At 34.5% G+C, this 16,806-nt stretch carries 14 protein-coding genes; 2 read left to right on the top strand and 12 right to left on the bottom strand.

Annotated features, from left to right (window positions below):
- Nucleotides 1-137: 137 nt before the first annotated feature.
- Nucleotides 138-1,085 (bottom strand): TerC family protein, encoded by a 948-nt coding sequence (locus WBG07_RS15665; RefSeq protein WP_340202567.1) that lies wholly within the window; start codon nt 1,083-1,085, stop codon nt 138-140.
- Nucleotides 1,086-1,334: 249 nt separating this feature from the next.
- Entirely contained in the window at nt 1,335-3,770 is a 2,436-nt protein-coding gene (locus tag WBG07_RS15660) for a TonB-dependent receptor domain-containing protein (protein WP_340202565.1), read from the bottom strand.
- Between the two features lie 181 nt (nt 3,771-3,951).
- Between WBG07_RS15660 and WBG07_RS15655 the strand changes: the two genes are divergently transcribed.
- Nucleotides 3,952-5,022: a sensor histidine kinase gene (locus WBG07_RS15655; RefSeq protein WP_340202563.1), complete on the top strand. Its 1,071-nt coding sequence runs from the start codon at nt 3,952-3,954 to the stop codon at nt 5,020-5,022.
- Nucleotides 5,023-5,751, top strand: a complete 729-nt coding sequence (locus WBG07_RS15650; RefSeq protein ID WP_340202561.1) for a LytR/AlgR family response regulator transcription factor — start codon at nt 5,023-5,025, stop codon at nt 5,749-5,751.
- 1,501 nt (nt 5,752-7,252) lie between these two features.
- On the opposite strand, the gene WBG07_RS15645 is transcribed toward WBG07_RS15650, so the two are convergent.
- The 10 genes from WBG07_RS15645 to WBG07_RS15600 all read right to left on the bottom strand — a co-directional run bounded on the left by WBG07_RS15645 (nt 7,253) and on the right by WBG07_RS15600 (nt 16,747).
- Complete coding sequence (locus WBG07_RS15645) at nt 7,253-9,094, bottom strand: PLP-dependent aminotransferase family protein (protein ID WP_340202559.1); 1,842 nt, start codon at nt 9,092-9,094, stop codon at nt 7,253-7,255.
- A gap of 318 nt (nt 9,095-9,412) precedes the next feature.
- Nucleotides 9,413-10,132 (bottom strand): fibrobacter succinogenes major paralogous domain-containing protein, encoded by a 720-nt coding sequence (locus WBG07_RS15640; RefSeq protein WP_340202557.1) that lies wholly within the window; start codon nt 10,130-10,132, stop codon nt 9,413-9,415.
- Nucleotides 10,133-10,612: 480 nt separating this feature from the next.
- The gene (locus WBG07_RS15635) at nt 10,613-10,954 is read right to left on the bottom strand and encodes a n-acetylglutamate synthase (protein ID WP_340202555.1); all 342 of its coding nucleotides are present in this window, start codon (nt 10,952-10,954) and stop codon (nt 10,613-10,615) included.
- Nucleotides 10,955-11,011: 57 nt separating this feature from the next.
- Nucleotides 11,012-11,542, bottom strand: a complete 531-nt coding sequence (locus WBG07_RS15630; protein WP_340202553.1) for a GNAT family N-acetyltransferase — start codon at nt 11,540-11,542, stop codon at nt 11,012-11,014.
- A 76-nt stretch (nt 11,543-11,618) separates the two neighbouring features.
- Nucleotides 11,619-12,281 (bottom strand): pyridoxamine 5'-phosphate oxidase family protein, encoded by a 663-nt coding sequence (locus WBG07_RS15625; protein ID WP_340202551.1) that lies wholly within the window; start codon nt 12,279-12,281, stop codon nt 11,619-11,621.
- Nucleotides 12,282-12,329: 48 nt separating this feature from the next.
- A complete protein-coding gene (locus WBG07_RS15620; protein WP_340202549.1) occupies nt 12,330-12,455 on the bottom strand; it encodes a Rossmann-fold NAD(P)-binding domain-containing protein in 126 nt (41 codons plus the stop codon).
- Nucleotides 12,439-13,038 carry a hypothetical protein gene (locus tag WBG07_RS15615; protein WP_340202547.1) on the bottom strand — a complete coding sequence of 200 codons (600 nt, stop codon included), beginning with the start codon at nt 13,036-13,038 and terminating at the stop codon, nt 12,439-12,441. Before WBG07_RS15615 ends, WBG07_RS15620 begins: the two co-directional genes overlap by 17 nt.
- Before the next feature lie 381 nt (nt 13,039-13,419).
- Nucleotides 13,420-14,421, bottom strand: coding sequence for a transglutaminase domain-containing protein (locus WBG07_RS15610; RefSeq protein ID WP_340202545.1), 1,002 nt, complete (start codon nt 14,419-14,421; stop codon nt 13,420-13,422).
- Between the two features lie 15 nt (nt 14,422-14,436).
- Nucleotides 14,437-15,117 (bottom strand): carboxypeptidase-like regulatory domain-containing protein, encoded by a 681-nt coding sequence (locus WBG07_RS15605; protein ID WP_340202544.1) that lies wholly within the window; start codon nt 15,115-15,117, stop codon nt 14,437-14,439.
- Between the two features lie 202 nt (nt 15,118-15,319).
- Nucleotides 15,320-16,747: a S41 family peptidase gene (locus tag WBG07_RS15600; RefSeq protein WP_340202542.1), complete on the bottom strand. Its 1,428-nt coding sequence runs from the start codon at nt 16,745-16,747 to the stop codon at nt 15,320-15,322.
- Between the last annotated feature and the right edge of the window lie 59 nt (nt 16,748-16,806).

The following is a 16,806-nucleotide window of genomic DNA, read 5'->3' as shown; positions in this document are numbered from 1 at the left end:
AAGCAGTTTCCTTTTTGCGAACTATAGAGAACGCAAACCAGAAAGGGCGCTAAGTTCTTCATAGGGTGGTTTCCAAGAAGCTTAAAATTACACAAAACACATTTAGAATCTCTTAAAGGATTGTTAATGGGGGTGGGTTATGCTTTAGGAGGATCTTTTTTTAGATAGGAGTAGGCAATACCTGCTGTTAAAGATATAAATATAACTACTAAAGATACCCATTCTGGAAATTCTATGTGGTGGGAAAGAATCAATTTGATCCCTACAAAAGAGAGAATAACCACCAAACTATATTTTAAAGCTTCAAACTTTTGAAGCATATTTGCCAGAAAGAAATACATAGATCTAAGCCCCATAATGGCTAGAATATTAGAACTAAAGACTAAAAAAGGGTCTGTAGTGATACCAATTACGGCTGGGATGCTGTCTAGCGCAAAAAGAACATCGGTGATTTCAATAATAATTAATGTGATAAAAAGGGGTGTTGCTGCGGTTAAGTATTTTCGCTTCACAAAAAAATCTTGACTTTCTACCACATTTGTTACCGGAAATATTTTACGAATATTTCTATATACGAAAGAAGTCTTGGGGTCAAACTCTTCTTCCTCATTAGAGACCAACATTTTAAAAGCGGTGAATAGAAGAAATGCTCCAAAAATATAAATAATCCAACTAATACTATTTACCAGCGCTACTCCAAAAAAGATCATTGTGGCTCTAAAAATTATTGCACCTAATATTCCCCAAAACAAAACCCTATGTTGAAATTTCTGCGGTATTTTAAAGGAGGAAAAAATAACAGCGATCACAAAAATATTATCAACACTTAGTGATAGTTCTACCAGATAACCTGTAATATATTTAACTGCCGCATTAGAAGGAGTAAGTGCTTCCGGATTCTGAATCCATTCTTTGGAATAGATTACATATACCATGATGGAAAAGAGCAAGGCTAAAGAAACCCATACAGACGTCCAAATAGAAGCTTCTTTTACGCTAATAACATGTGCCTCTTTATTGAAAATACCTAGATCTATTAAAAGAAAGACAATAATGGTAGCAATAAATATGATCCAGACGGTCATAATAGTTTTAAATTTTCAATTGCGAATTTAAAACATTAGGTTGATTATTCTTACCCCTTTTGTTATAAGTGTTATTTATAAATTTTTTGAGCAGGAAAAATAAAGTCTAAAAAAATTCTTGAAAAACTAGCGTCTTATAAGGATCAAGAGACCTGTAAAGTTTAGTATTCTTATTACCCACTAAATCACAAGGTAATAAGTGTAGACTTCCCTTTTTAGGATACTGCTAAATTCAATAAAAGCTATCATTTAATCAATTCTATTCTTTTCATTCTCAATTCCAGTCTTTCTTTTTCGGGCGGCTTTTACTTCTTTTCTGCCAAAGTTATAGCTAATATTGATGCTAAACTGTCTACTATCATACCCCCCGTTTCCTCTGATAAATAAATCTCCAAACTGGGTATCGCCACGCCAGGGCGCTGTAAAAAAGAGATCGTTTGCAGCAAGGCGAACGGTAAATTTATTGTCAAAGAATTTTTTCTGAAGCGCCAGATTAAAAGACCCCAGACTTTTAGTTTGATAAGTGCCGCCCCAAACAGAAGGGGAACTGTACCAACCAGAAACTTCCAGTTTAAAATTCTTAGGAAGAGAGAAGGTATTTTGCCCATAAAAGCTTAAGGTATTCTGTGAAAGCGCTATAAAATCATTAGTAGTAGCTTCATAAATGCTGCGATAGGCATTCAAATTAAAATACACATTCCACCATTTGGTAAATTTGGTAGGATAGGAAATGCTGAGGTTGATGACCTTCTGATTGGCTACATTACGTGTACTAATAAAATTTTGATCGTTGGGGGCTGCTTCCGTAATCTGTGCAAAGAAATCGCTAATAAAACTATAACTCAAGGAAGTGGTAAGACGGTAATTATACGTATGCGAAAGCTTTAGATTATCTGTGTACTGTGGTTGTAAAAATGGATTGCCCTGCCGGAAAGATAATTCATCTATCCGGTATTCAAACGGATTCAAACTCTGGTAGTTGGGGCGTTGAATTCTACGACTGTATAACAAGGCAAATGCATTTTTTTGATTGAGTTTATACGTGATTCCTCCACTTGGGAAGAAATTAGTATAGTTTCTTTTTACTTGGTCATTCTCATTTGCTGTTGCACTTTCCAAGCTTCCGGTAGAACGGGTTTGCTCCATTCGTAGTCCAAACTGAAAGCTGTATTTTTTCCACTGTCTGCTGTAATTAAAATAAACAGCATTCACGTTTTCATCATAAGCAAAGGTATTACTACGGCCTAGATTTAGGATATCTTCCCCATTAATCCGATCAAAAAAATCAAATTGATTCTCGGTTTTTATATCCGATATTTTAAATCCGAGTGCCAGCGTACCTTTATGAAAATTTTGTTCGTAATCTGCTTGTAGTGTGAGAATACGAATATCAATAGGGGTGATCATATTAAAGATAGACTCGCTAATCACTTCGGTTTCCTCCCCATTAAAATAGGTGTTGGGCTGAAAGTTAAATCGGTCACTACTATAAACTCCATAATCAAAATCTGCATTGATCTTATGCCCCAGGGTGTCTTTAAATTGATAGTTGAAGTTCGCAAAAAGATTGTTGGAGGTGTTTTGGGTATTACTCTCAGCCCTCAGTACCTGTTCTGGAGAGGTATTTCCAGATGGAATAATAGGGGTTCTGGAATTGGTATCTCCAAAAGAATTATTAAAATTTCCATTTACTAAGATCCCAAAAGTACTTTTGGAAGTTGCATACACATCATACCCCAATTTTATATTGTTGCTATTGTTGTTACCAATAGTTTCAGACCTAGCATTAAACTGGGTATTATTCTGTGTTCGCAGTAAATTTAAGAAGCTAGCACTTTTACCAAAGCGATTGCTATAACTTCCAAAAAGACTGGTTGTCTTGTTGCGGCTGTTAAAAGAAACGGCATTGTTATAGCGCGCAAAATCACCAATCGTGAAACCAGAGGAGACAGAACCATTTACCCCAAGACTTTTATCGCGTTTAAAAATAATATTTACAATGCCTGCATTTCCGGCAGCATCATATTTGGAAGAAGGCTGGGTAATAATCTCAATGGATTCAATATCAGAAGACTGAATGGTTTTTAAATAGTTGATTAAATCAGTTCCATTGAGCGGAGAAGGTCTGCCATCTATGAAAATTTGCACCCCATTTTTTCCTTCTACCATTAGGTTGTCATTATTATCTATTATAACCCCCGGTGCTTTTCGTAGCAATTCAAAACCCGAAATTCCAGAGGCACTAATACTGCTTTGTACATTAAAAATGGTACGGTCTGCTTTTACTTCTACCAAGGGCTTTTCTGCAATTACGGTGACGGCTTCCAGTTCTTCTGTTCTGGTTTGAAGGATAATTGTTTTTAAATTCACGTTCGTATCCTTTATTTCAATTAGGGCTGTTCTATAGGTACTAAAACCTAGGCTGTTGATCTCTAGGATTAGCTTACCGGGTTTTAAGTTTTGAATGATAAACACACCGGCATCATTGGTAATGGCCGCTTTGGTAAAGGTATTTTCTGGTTGACTAAAGGCAGTAACTGTTACTGCGGTAAGCGCATTTTGTTGATTGTCTGTAACCGTGCCGTTAATACTGTATTGACCTGATGCTACAAACGAAAAACCCAAAAGTGTCAACAGCAAGATGAGCAGTTGTTTAATGATGAAGGGAAGGAAATGTATTTTCATATCTTCTGATTTTAGGGTACAAATATGTACGCTTCCTTTGGAGGATTCATTTTAAATCTGTTGAGTGGACTAATAGCTTGATGAATACACCCAAGACCATTCGTCGATCTATAAGACGACTCGTCTGTATCACTCGCTAAATATGCGTAACTATTAGTAGCTTTGTTAAAAGCGTATACGTATGTATAGAAATTTGCTTAACCGAAAAATTTTAGGAGTTCGTTTAGACGAGTTACTTGCCTTTCTTGCTTTCTATTTGTTTTTTGCCCTTAGCTATTATGTTACTTTATGGATTAATAGGCTTGGTTTTCAAAGAGCAGATGATCCGTTATTTAGCGTGAACAGTTTTTTTGATTCTGGGGGATTGGATTATCTTTTAAAGTTACTTTTAACAATTCCTCTTTGGTGGTTAATTTTTAGAAAGCTCAAGCATTGGCGCATAAAAAATAGACTTTTGTTGCACATTTTTTTTCTTCCTTTTTTTGTAATAGTCTGGCAACAAATCTATTATGCGGTAAGTGATTTTTATGGATTGGGGCATCTCAGAGGAGCTTTTAGCGTCTGGGATAATTACATACCCGGTTTGTTCTATGTGCTTCAATTTGGGATTCTTCATGCATATAATTATTTTAAGGAGAATCAAAGAAAACTGCTTCTTGAAGGCGAATTAAGGCAGGCAGCTTTAAAGAGTGAATTATCGGCTATTAAAGCCCAGTTGAATCCTCATTTTTTATACAATATTTTTAATACGATTAATGCCAGCGTTCCTCCAGAACAGGAAAAGACGCGAAAGCTCATTGCAGAGTTGTCTGACCTGTTTCGGTATCAGTTACAAGCTTCCAGAACAGAATTGGTGCCTTTGGAAGAAGAGCTTGCCTTTGTAAAAAAATACTTAGATCTTGAAAAAGAACGTTTTGGGGATAGGCTTTCCATCAACATTCAGGTAGACAAGGAGGCGATGGAGGAAAAAGTACCGCCCATGATTTTACAACCCTTGGTAGAGAACTCTGTAAAGCACGGTTTGGCAACACTTATTGAAGGGGGAGAGATTGAAATTAAGATTCAAAAAAGAGGAGGGAAACTTTGGTTTCAAATTTCTGATACAGGTATTGGTATTCAAGACAAAGAAACAGCCCTTAACAGTGGGGTAGGACTTTCTAATACGCGGTTGCGATTGGAAAAAATGTACCAGAGTAAATTGCGAATTTTAGACAATACTCCCAAGGGGTTAAAAATAGAATTCAGTATTTAAATGAAGAAAGTTGTAATTATAGACGATGAGGCCGCAGGGCGGAAGTTAATTAAGGAATACCTTACGGGATTTCCAGAGCTGGTGCTCGTAGGTGAAGCCAACAATGGGGTAGATGCGGTAAAATTAATGAATGAATTTAGACCCGATTTGGCTTTTATGGACATACAAATGCCCGGAATGACGGGCTTTGAAGTACTAACACATCTAGAAGAAGTGCCCCAGATTATTTTCTCCACTGCCTATGATCAGTATGCTTTAAAGGCATTTGAAGTACATGCAGTTGATTATTTGTTGAAGCCTTATACGTTAGAGCGTTTTACGGTAGCGGTGGAGCGTCTTTCTTCTGAAAAAGATATGCAAGGTTTATTGCCTTTAGCACAAAGTTTGATTAACGATAAACCGGAATATCCAACCCGTATTCTGGTGCAGCTAGCCAAGAAGTTGGTTTCTGTAAATACCAAGGATATTATTCGTGTGGAAGCTTATGGGGATTATTCTAAGTTAATTACTACTGAAAATACATTTTTAAGTAATTACGGAATCTCCACGCTAGAAGAAAAACTGGATCCAGCTATTTTTTTAAGGGTACATCGCTCTGCCATGATAAATATGCACAAGGTAAAAGAGCTGGTAAAATATACCAAGAGTTATGATGTAGTGATGCAGAATACAGATGTGGTTCGCGTGAGTAGAGGCTATATGAGTAATCTGAAAAAACTTATCTTTTAGCGAGATTTTGTATTCGAAGCACATAATTCTATAATCTTTTCAATACGTTGCTGCCTAGAGGTTTCTTTTATCGCTTGGTGGAGCTAGTATCAAAAGTTTTGCGATAACTAGGTCTAAACCTTTGCTAAGGATCACCAGATGCATTTTAATGAGGTTTGTTATGGTTGTAGTACTATAATATCAGGGTTGTTTTTTTGATAGTTAGTAAATGTACGGGGTAGGTTTTTATATTTTGTTAATCTTCATCAAGTACTGTCATTTCGAACTCTCTGCGTAGCGGGGTGAGAAATCTGCCTGATTTATATTTTTTTGCTCAATTGTAGGTTTATAAGTTGTAAACTGGCGGGAGCAGGGGATTTTTTATTTTTAAAACTAATACCTGAATGTTAAAGGGGAATTTTCCTTAGGAAAAATTATATAATTATTCTTTCTTTACTTAAAAATTAATCTTACACATTTTTTATCATGAAAAAAAGAAATCTTAAATCATTAAATCTTAACAAAAAAACTATTTCTCTAATTACTCAAGTTGGAATTGAAGGAGGTAGAACAAGTTATACTTCGGGAGGTCTATCTTGTATTGACCCTAGCCCTATCACCTTTCCTGACTCATTCGGTTGCGTACCTTCAAAAAATACATTATGTATTGAAATATGTAAATAAATAAATTTTAAAATACCTTTAGAATGTGTAAATATTTTTCAAAAATGTATTTATAGATTTTAAATATCGATATAAAAAGTTCGATTTTAGAAAATTTGGGGCCACTACTCAAACCACCAGTAAAACCCTTAAATCCATATGTCAAGGTTAAAAAACAACCGCAAACTATTTGTTATCAAAGGTTTGCGGTTTTATGTGTTTTCAACTAAATTGGTGTTGATCAGGACACTGTTATGAAAACACTTAAATCTTCTCACATAAGCCCATTTGGGTATTTAAATTTTGTTTTAGACGAATTCGAAAAACAAAATATAGGCTCTTTATTACAAACTTGTTTACCCGTATTACTTTCTCAAAACAAATATTCTTGGAAAGATAGATATATTGTATTCTTTTTGGTCTATTTATTTTTGTGGAGGAGATTGTATTGAGGCGGTAACTTTCAAGATCATCTAAAGGACAATCTTTTTTTGAATGTACCGAGTCCAGATAGGGTTTTGAATAGATTTAAGAAATTATCTCTTCCCAAGGAAGTATTGAAAAGCCCTTGGGGGAAAAGCTTACATCAATTTAGTATTAACGAGAAGGTCAATATTTTAAACTTGAAGAAACTCAAATCATTAGAAGAGTTTTCTGATCTAGAATTAACCTTGGATTATGATAATACTATAATTTTTAACAATAAGGGCGATAGTACAAATACTTATAAAAAAGAATATGGATATTGTCTAGGAGTAGGTTTGATAGGTAATCATCTTGTTACTTTTTACGCGTTTCATTTTTTAAAAATTACTCCATCTTAAGATTCTTCTTAGATTGTTCACTATCTCTTGCGTACTTATATATTTTCAACAAAATTTAGAAAAACTTTTTTATGGAGTTCAACATCCATATCATGTGAAAGTGCCACCCTAACAATATAATCTTTATCACCTTCTTTGGTTGTACCTTGGGTAGAGGTCGCAGGGATGGTCCAATAACAACCTTTTAACTGTCCGTAGCTCACACAAAACTTACTTTCCTGTGGGATTTCTTTAATCATTAAATTGATTAATTGGTAGTTCAATGCTCTTTTGTAGGCTTCTCTTTCCTCTTCAGTAGATCCTTTGGTGGGCAGATCTAATGAGAATACAGATGGGATAAAGCCTTTTTGCGCCAGTTCTTCTGAAACAAAATTGATCTTGGCTTCTGGCAACGTATCTTTAATGAAGTTTACAAATTCACGGGTATTCTTATAGGCATCCTTAATTCTTTGGTTCATGGAAGGGAGTTGTCTGGCTAGTATTTCCATTTGATGGTTTGTTGCCTCATTATCGCAAATTTTTAAATGCTTTTCTATGTAATCCATCAATGCTTCTCCTTTTTTGTTGGTTGCACAGTACCCCGCAGTACATAATCCTCCACTGGGAAATTTAGAACCACTTACATAAGAAATAGTCTTTGTGCTAGCAAGTACATCCTCTTCTCCCAAAAAATATACATTAGGACAAAAGGTTTGATCTAAAATAAAAACAGGATCAATAGCCAATGTTCCGGTTGCTGTTTTACGGGGTCTACTCAAAACCGCCTTTAATTGGATGAGGTCTGGAACTTCTACTCTTGGATTGGTTGGGATTTCTGCTATAATATAGGGAATCGCGTCTTCATAAGCCACTTTCTCTAAGAGGTAATCAATACTTTGCACCATATCATGATCGCCATCTACCAGTAAATCTAAAATTTCTACCTTATCAATACATGCAGCAACTCGTCTTGCCTGGTCATTAGTTCCACCATAACAATTGGGCGGTACAATTATTTTAATGGGTTTTTGTGGATGCTTTTCCAACGCATCATGAATAAGCCCCATCATTATTGCATATTGCATGGAGAGTCCGCTAGATGCCACTAATGCTTTTGTGTTTGTTCCCGTTATGGTTTTAATAGCATCTGTAACGAGTGCTTTATTGTTTTTGTGATTATTTTTTTTAGGATCAAAAGACTGTTTGGTAAGAAGTCTTAGGCTGGCTAGACAATTGGCGGGGGTCATTGCAATAGTCTCTCTCCTTCTTACATGTTGTATTTCTGAGATATAGTCTTCATTTCTTTCACCATTTACTAATAAAATACTGCCATACTGGGCATGTAAATGTACCAAAAAGTCAATATTGGCGGGAAGAGCAATAGAATCTATTTCATCTTGCGCAGTTATAAAAACAGTAGTCCCTTTAAATTCGGGAATCTCTTCGCTATTTTTAATCTGAGTAAGCTCAAATGTATAGCCATAAATTTGCCGAAGCACAGCTATATCAAAAAAATCAGGGAGCGTGTCTGTATAGATGATTTGCGTGTTTTTGTGGGCTAACAAATTCTTTCTTAGAATGGCTAAAATGGGAATTGTTTTTGAGGCAAAGCTGATGACATTTTTTGAATTTAAATGGTGTAAGTTGGCAATACTCCACTCTAGAATACAAGATAGGGGATGCCCCAATCTAATATAGTCATAAGCAGTAGGCAGGTTACTAAGTGCGGCAGACGCTGTGTTATTTTTGTTGAATAAGGCTTCAAACTGCGTTAAGAATTGAGTTTTAGCCAATTTTTCGTCATAAATATCTAATCTATGTGTGGTAAGACCCAGCCAATCTGCGGGCATATTTTCTAATACATCTTTAATATAATTTAGCATTTTAGTGTCTTTCATAATAGTAAGCATTACGCGTCTGTACTGATTAGATTTAATGCAAAAGGAATTGTAAGATACCTTATGCCAAGCAAAAAGCGTATGTTCTTTTATACACTCCGCTTTACGGCTTCAAATATATAGAAGTTGTTTTTTTGATGAATAGAAAAATCACCTTTTTATAAAAAAGCTTTGCAATCACTTTATAGGGTACGTTTTAAAATAGCGGTTAGCTATTTCTATATCTAGGTTGAATGCTTTTTGTAATTGCCAAGATAAATACTACTTTCAAAGGCTTAGACGAGTGCTACCTAAAGGGAATTTTAGGTTGTTAAATATTTATTCTTTAATGCATCTTATTCCAGCACCTATTCGTATCGAGTTATTGTTATAAAGTATAGTGCCTGCATTAAAAAGTTGTACCATTACTCTTGTGCGAGATCCTAATGGAAGCGCTGTATTTACATTGGTTGTTGCCCAAGTACAAATAGCTTGCCCTGCGGTGGGACCGCCAAATGTATTGACATATCCATTTGGCAAACCGTTAAAACCCAATTCATCTGTTCCGTTTCCAGAAGAAGGTAACCATCCGGTAACCGATTTCAAGGCGATTGCCTCATTACCTTCAAAACCATTATTAGACAAATAATTTTCCAATTCCTCAAAATCTGCTGGAGTAGGGATTCGCCATCCGTTAGGAGCTAATTTTCCACTTTGGATAGCCCAATGGTTGTACATGGCTCCATAGAAATCAAAAGGTAATTCCTCCTCGACAACATTATTCAGATCGCTAGTATCCGCCCATTGGTATTGAGGTGTTTCATCAGGTAAATCTCCCCAGTCCATTCCAAATTCGTATTTCTCAATAGGTGTTCCATCGTTAAAAGTGGTTGTCTTGAGATTCTCAAGCATCCATGTTTGATTTCCAATCTCTAAGGTGTGATATACATTTCCTTCTATGTCGGTGACGGTGGATACAGGTTCTATTCTATCTTCATCACATTGAAAAGCCATTAGAAAGGGAAGTAAAACCAACAATTTGACTACTGTTTTGCGCATAAATTTTTTATCAGGATGTAAATATACCTAAAAGATTTTGAAGTATTAGCTAATTTTAAAAGGGCTTAAGAGCTAGTAAAGAGCGTGTTAGAGGTAAGAATTTACCTAAAAAAAGAAATTCATATTGAAGGTTTTGGTTTTTTGAAATGGTATGGTTGAAAGAGTGAAAATCTATGTTTATACTATTTGGAAAGCGCGATGATACTCTTTTTAACGACTAATTTCTTTCACCTACTCCCATACGCTCTCCAATTTGCAACTGGAGGGGGTTAACTTACATATTATTAAACCCAATGAAAGCAGGATTTGTTGCAGAAGCAATCGCTTAAGGATATAGTAGTGGAGAAAACTTTGCAGAAAATATTATTATTTTAGAAAATAGATGAGTTTGTTTTTATGGAGTAATACTGCTGTCCTTATTAGGATAGCAAAGCAACCAGTTACCAAATGGCGGCAGCGGATTTGATTATTTATAGGTATTTACAATTCTTCTAAAATGGATTCTCCTTTGGATTTATCTTTTGACGTCCATTGCCAGTTCTCATATAAACGAAGCTTTCCATTTGATTGAATCTCTGGTTTGGAAAAACAGATTCCAGTCATAAACTCTCCTTTTGTGTTGATTTGATGATAGCGCATTTCAATATTTCCATCTTCATCCACTAATCCAATTAAATGTCCTTTTTTAATGTGTCCACCCTCATATTCTGAGGTTAAAATTTTACCGTCTTGTTTATACTCAAAAATGGTTTCCTCTGTTGTTTCCCCATTTTCAGTGTTCTTGATAGGTCTAAATTTCTTATTGTTATAGTTTATTTTCAAAATGGTAGTGATTTCTGTTTCTTTTTAAGAAGCAACATCATTATTCTTTCTTTACATTCATACGCTATGTTTGCCCTTATTTTTTACTTTTCTTTGAAATAAACAAACGGGTCCTTCACTATAGTGTTTGGGTAAATTAGTTACATTATCAAGTTCCTTTGTTCCTAAAAAAGTAAAACCAAGTTTCTCATAATGTTTAATTAGCCCTTGATTTAGACCAACCGTGTCCATTCTTATATAATCTAAGTGGTGATTGATACAATAATTGTCTGCCCAACGTACAATTTGTTTAACGAGTTTTTGTCCACGAAAATAGGGATCAGTCGCAATTCTGTGAATGTATACAGAAGGGTCTGTGTTTTCCTTTCCCCAGATTAATTCGTCCTTTAATGTAGTTGCCCAAATACACGCAATTTTACCGTTTATTAAAAGCTTCCATTGCCTTAAATCTTCAATTTCTTCAATAATTAAGTCTCTGGAAAATTCAGGCCAGGCAACTTGATTTTTTGATTGCATAAAATTCGTTGCGATGTGATACAGCTCAAAAATTTTTGGTAAGTCGTTCAAAACACTATTTCTTATTTCCATAGGGTTCCATTTTCAGTTTGTATTTGTTCACAGTTTCATTAAAATTAAACTATTCAGGAACTGATTCGCATTTTTTCTATTCTTTATTCTTTTGGTAATATGCTAAAATGTGTTCTGGAGTTTCCATCTTCTCAGGCAATCCCTTATCTGGAATGGGATAGTCTGCTACTTGCCTTATAGGAACCAATCCTGCCCAAATATTTAAGTCATAATCTTCTGGCTCATCTTCAACGCCAACATCTCTTATTTTAGCAGAAGCAGTTTCAATAGTCATTTCTACCACTAAAGTTCTCTTTAATTCTTCTGGATACATTGGCCTTATTTCATCCCAACGTCCTTTCATCATATGTTCCATAAAACAAAACAGAGCGGCATCTTTTTCTTTAGGGTTTTCTATTTTTTTTACGGAACCAAATAGCGTTGCAGATCTATAATTTACAGAATGGTGCAATCCAGATCTAGCTAAAACCAAAGCATCTAAATGCATAACTGTAATACTCATTGTTTTAGCTTCTAATAAAGTGAGTAACATTCTGTTTGCTTGAGAACCATGCAAATAAATTTTATCGTCTTTTCTGCCATATGCCATTGGCAGCGTAATGGCTCTTTCTTGATATGTATAACTCACATAGCCAATAAAGCCAGCGTCTAAAATGGCATTTACTTTTTCCACATCATACGTGGCTCTATTATTTCCGCGTTTTACAATGTTTAGTTTTGATTTTGAGTATTCTTGCATGGCTCTATTTTAATTTTTTAATTATAATTTCTCTATTTCCATTTCCTTTTACACTTCGTATATATTTATTACTTTATTCATGGGAATAGAGTTATGTATGAGAAAACAATCCTTATCATAAGCATCTTCTACCATTCCAGAAGAAACCACATTTACGCTAATTTTGTTTTCCATTTCCAACACTTGATTTTCTATTTTGATACAGCGCTATGGCTTTTAGGTATTTTAAACCACCTGCCTCGGTTTGGTCGTATATAAATCTGTTTAAATCTGGATGATTTTCTTCCATCCAACTTAAAAGAGCCTCTCTGTTTTTAACAAATTTGGTATCATTAAAAATTATATACTTGGTGGTTTCAATGCTGATTATTTTATCGTGGTCAAACCGGATCACTTGACGAGTAACAACGGGTTCTTCATGAAGAAAAGAGATTCTTTTATCTATTTTTGAAATCGTTGCTTTAACAGCTCCATTTTCTTGTTCTATATCTAGAATTTTGTAAGTTGGTTCAAATACGGAGTCCCATTTTAACCAGTCTATATATTCTTTCTGTGAAAATTTCTGTTCATAGTCAGCTTCCGTTTCTATGGTCAAAATACTATCTTTTATGAGTGTTGCCATACCAGCATGATCAGAATTGTCAAGAACCTGGTAGTATTGTTTTGCAATTTCAAGTTGGTCAATTTCTTTTTTGGAATTTTTGCAGGAGCTGAATGCAATGATCCATAATAAGGCTAGCATAGAAATTTTACTCATTTGTAATTCTTTTTGCGTTAGATGGCACAACCTCTTGTGTATGATTAGTACTATTATTATCGCACTGAATTTAACAAATAAAAATGGAATAGACAGGAGTGAAACGAACTGTGCCGCACAAAAATCTGCGGACAAAGATTGCTACTAATTGAAGACTTACGGGAGTGAGAATTCCTGGTAAGGAGCTAAGCGGTGCGGAAGCCTGCTTTATTTTTAATTTAGAAAGGGTCTTACCAGAGATCTATCTGTATTATAAGCCTTGAGTTTAGCGCATACTATGACTGTTTAAAAACAGAAAAACCACTTAAAAAGCGGTTTTAATATGGTGTCTTTAGTGAGAATAAAGATTTGTGCAACGGTTCTTTATGTTAAAAGTAGTTCTTATTCTACTTTCATTACATAGGTTGCAACAATTTCATTATTTGTTTTTAAGTGTACATCAAATCTCCCCTTGTATTTAAATTTATTCTTAAAGGTAGTTAACGCTCCTTCTGTTTTAAGATCATAAATTTTATACTTTTTTTCTTCATTTCCAATAATTCTTATAATGGAAACCTGATCTATAATGGTATCATGTAATGATTTAAAGCTAAATTTTACTTCTGTATTTTTTTTTACTACTACATTCATTTTATCAGGAGACATGGGAATCACTTGATGCTTGTAGGCTTCTCTATAGATTAATGGAGTTTCCACAAAACTGGTATTGATTAAGGTGCTATCTAGCAGCCATTTCTCTTGCAGAGGGTGGTGACTTTTAGCAAACATTACTGGATCTGTTAAGAAATACCCTTCATTGTATTCTTTTCTAAAAATATTACGACCATCTACATAACCACTAGACCACGTTGGATCGCACAAATACCATTTTTCATTTAATTTTACAGCATTCCATGAATGATTGGCAAGCTCTAATTTATCAATATTGGTAAAAACAGATCTTCCATAGCCATCAATAATTTTACATTCAATATTAGCCAGAAAACACAATTCTTTAATCAGATAAGCGTACCCTGTACACATGGTCTTTTTATGTTTCAGCAGCTTTTTAAAAGCAATTTTTTTGTACTCATGATTCCATTTGAGGAAGCTTATACTATCGTTTTTAAAACCTCTGCGCTTTCTGCTAATTATTCTCTCTTGCTTGGGATCATTTTTTATATTGGTACAGACCCAGGTATAGATAGCTCTAAACTTTTCAACCTTTGTAGGGAGGCTATAGGTAAGCTTATGAGCAAGCAGGGACAAATTATCTAAACTCATCCCTTCATTTAGCTTAGCAACCTTATCTGCTCTTGAAAAGTCAATGGTTTTAAAATCTGACCTTTGAGCGTTAACATTGGTTGCAATAAAAATTAGTAAGAGTAATAGTATTTGTTTCATAGCAGTGGAGAAGGATTAATTTTTTTTAGATTGAAATACTTTTTTAACGGCAATTTCCCCCAATAATATATGCGCATCCATGGTCATGCTTATATTTAATTTGGTTTTTGAGGCGGAGTTCCCATCTCTTATGACTACCTTTTTAGATTGAAAACCCACATAACTAAATACCAAAACATCTCCTTTCTTAAGTTTTTTGGGAAAGGTGAAATTACCATCAAAATCGGTTTGTATGCCTATTGTAGTGCCTTCTAAAACTACAGACGCACCTGGAAGTGGTCCAGAATAATCGGAAACAGTTCCATTAACCAGTATTTCTTTTTCTTGCTTCTGATTTATTATTTTAGAAGGATCATTTTCTAAAGTGCCTGCTTCTTTATTATTGTCTTGCGCCTGCGTTGTATTAAAGCTAAAAAGTGAAAGAAATGCGAAGCCAATGCCTGCTAAAAAGCCAAATCTATTATTGCGGATTTCTGAATGCTGATAGGTTTTTAATTGATGGTTATAAAATTTTCCACACGTATTTTTTTGATCATGCGTTTTAAAATAGTGCATGGTTTCTTGCGCATTCATTTTTGTGAAGTCTATTACTTCTTTTTGGCAAGAATCGCAAAATCCACCTTTTGCTGTTTGCTTAAAATTGTTAAAATTTTCTGAGCAGGGTTCTTTAATTTCTAAATTGATTTGTTCTTTCATGATTCAAGATTTTAAAATTAGTTTTCATCAAAATTAGATGTCATCTGAATCATAAAAAACGGGCATCTCGTAAAGTATGGGGTTTAATACGTAAAAGATGCCTTTCAATGAGTTAACAGGTTTCAGGTTTTGAATTGTAAAGCCAAAAAAAGGCTTCTTGCTTATAGAAAGGGCCTGTTACTCTCAAAACTACGCTATATTTTTATTCCACTTTTATTTCTTTGATTACTGTTTCAATAGCATCATCCCCGTCAGTCACATCGTTTAAAAGATATTCGTAAAAGTCTTTAGATTTTACAGGATAATCAAGTTTATAATCTGGTGTAATTCCAATTTCTTCATAACTAACTCCATCCGTTGACTGGTATATCATATTTGATAATCCATAAGTCCAACCATTTGGAAGTTTTTTTCGTAAAATATCTGAAAAAACACCTTCTGTGGTTGCGCCGATAATTTTAGATTGTGGAATTTCTTTACTTCCTAAAACCAAGACTTCTGCAGCACTTGCTGTTTCGTGGCTGGTGAGAATAAACAACTTACCATTAAATGTTTTATTGGATGGAATTAAGTAGAGTGATTGCTTTTCTGTAAATCCATCACCCAACCTTACTTTTTTTGTAGCAATCTTAGTCTTTTTATGTACAAAATGGTTGAGTATTTCAATAGAAACATCATCAAAACCACCTCCATTAAACCTTAAATCAAGAATATATGCTTTTACATCTCCCAGGGAGGTAATAATGGAGTCCATTATAAAATTTGTGCCTTCTTTGACGTCATTATGATAATTGTCTGCCAAATTGAGTTTTTTCCACCACTCTTTCCAAAATTCACGGGTTGCTAAGGTGTCTGAGATATTATAATGTGCCCAACTAACCATATTAGATGTTTGTAGGTATGCAACATCCTTATGGACCAATCCCCATTTTAATTCACCTTGATTAAAGCTACCAACATTTTTCAGGTGTTTTTTTATAATTAAGTCTTTTACTTTTTTCTCTAATCCGTTGGGGATTTCTTCTTCTTTGTTGGTGTTATCTTGGGTTACTTGGTTTTCGTATGCTTCTTCTATCTCGTCTGGTAAATCTACTGAAATATGGCCGTCATTTATTTCTCTAAGCATTTTCTCAAATAGTAAATACAGTTCCAATGGTTTTGTATCTGATTTTACTTGAGGTTCATATTTTTTGTAAATAGCATTCCAGTCAATATTTCTCTCTTTAAAATAACTGTATTGTTCATTAAATGTATTCCAAAGGATTTCAAAATTGTATTTTGGGTCGTCTGCTAATTTTTCATTCACGTTTTTCTCAAAATCTTGGTTACTTCTAAAAAGTTTAAACGTTTTCACTCCATCCTTTAGAAGGATTGTATCGTTAGATAACGTATCAACTGTATAATAATTGAAAAAATCGGTTGCTGAATTGTCTGAGGTTCTAACATTTCCGGCAGACGAAATATGATAGCTTTTTACAATACTGTCTCCAATTACTTTTGCTTTTCCAAATCCGAGATATTCCCAGTGCCCGTTTAGATTGATTTCTTTTTTGTCTATTTTTTTCTTTTCGGTGGTTTGACAGGAAATAGTCAAAATTGATATCAGAAGAAGTAAAATCAGTTTATTCATTATAGTTTAGTTTCTAGTATAGAGTGGTCATGGTAATGATTGTTACAGTTTTTGTTGTC

The organism is Ascidiimonas meishanensis, assembly GCF_037782385.1.
Classification (GTDB): domain Bacteria; phylum Bacteroidota; class Bacteroidia; order Flavobacteriales; family Flavobacteriaceae; genus Ascidiimonas; species Ascidiimonas meishanensis.
Note: the sequence above shows the minus strand (reverse complement) of the source record. Positions and strands in the feature narration are given on the sequence as shown.